At 65.0% G+C, this 243-nt stretch carries 1 pseudogene; it reads right to left on the bottom strand.

Annotation, left to right across the window (positions count from 1 at the left end):
- A pseudogene (locus FCK22_RS18770) lies at positions 1–243 on the bottom strand (IS3 family transposase); the annotation flags it as partial.

Below are 243 nucleotides of genomic sequence, written 5' to 3'. Positions count from 1 at the left end.
TAGATCCGCACCAGCGCATCCAGCTCACGCGCAACACGCGCGCCGGAGATGCTGGTGTCAGCAATCAGGCACAGGTTTTCGCGGCTGCAATCGTCTATCACTGCCAGGATGCGGAATTTCCGGGATGGGCCGAAGCTGTCAGCCAGGAAGTCCAGAGACCAGCGCGCATTGGGATACGCAGCCTCCGGCATCGGGGAGCGCGTTCCACGGGCCCGCTTGCGGCCGCGCCGCCGCTTCACTGAC

It is taken from the genome of Sulfitobacter sp. 15WGC, from assembly GCF_005068605.1.
GTDB lineage: Bacteria > Pseudomonadota > Alphaproteobacteria > Rhodobacterales > Rhodobacteraceae > Sulfitobacter > Sulfitobacter faviae.
Note: the sequence above shows the minus strand (reverse complement) of the source record. Positions and strands in the feature narration are given on the sequence as shown.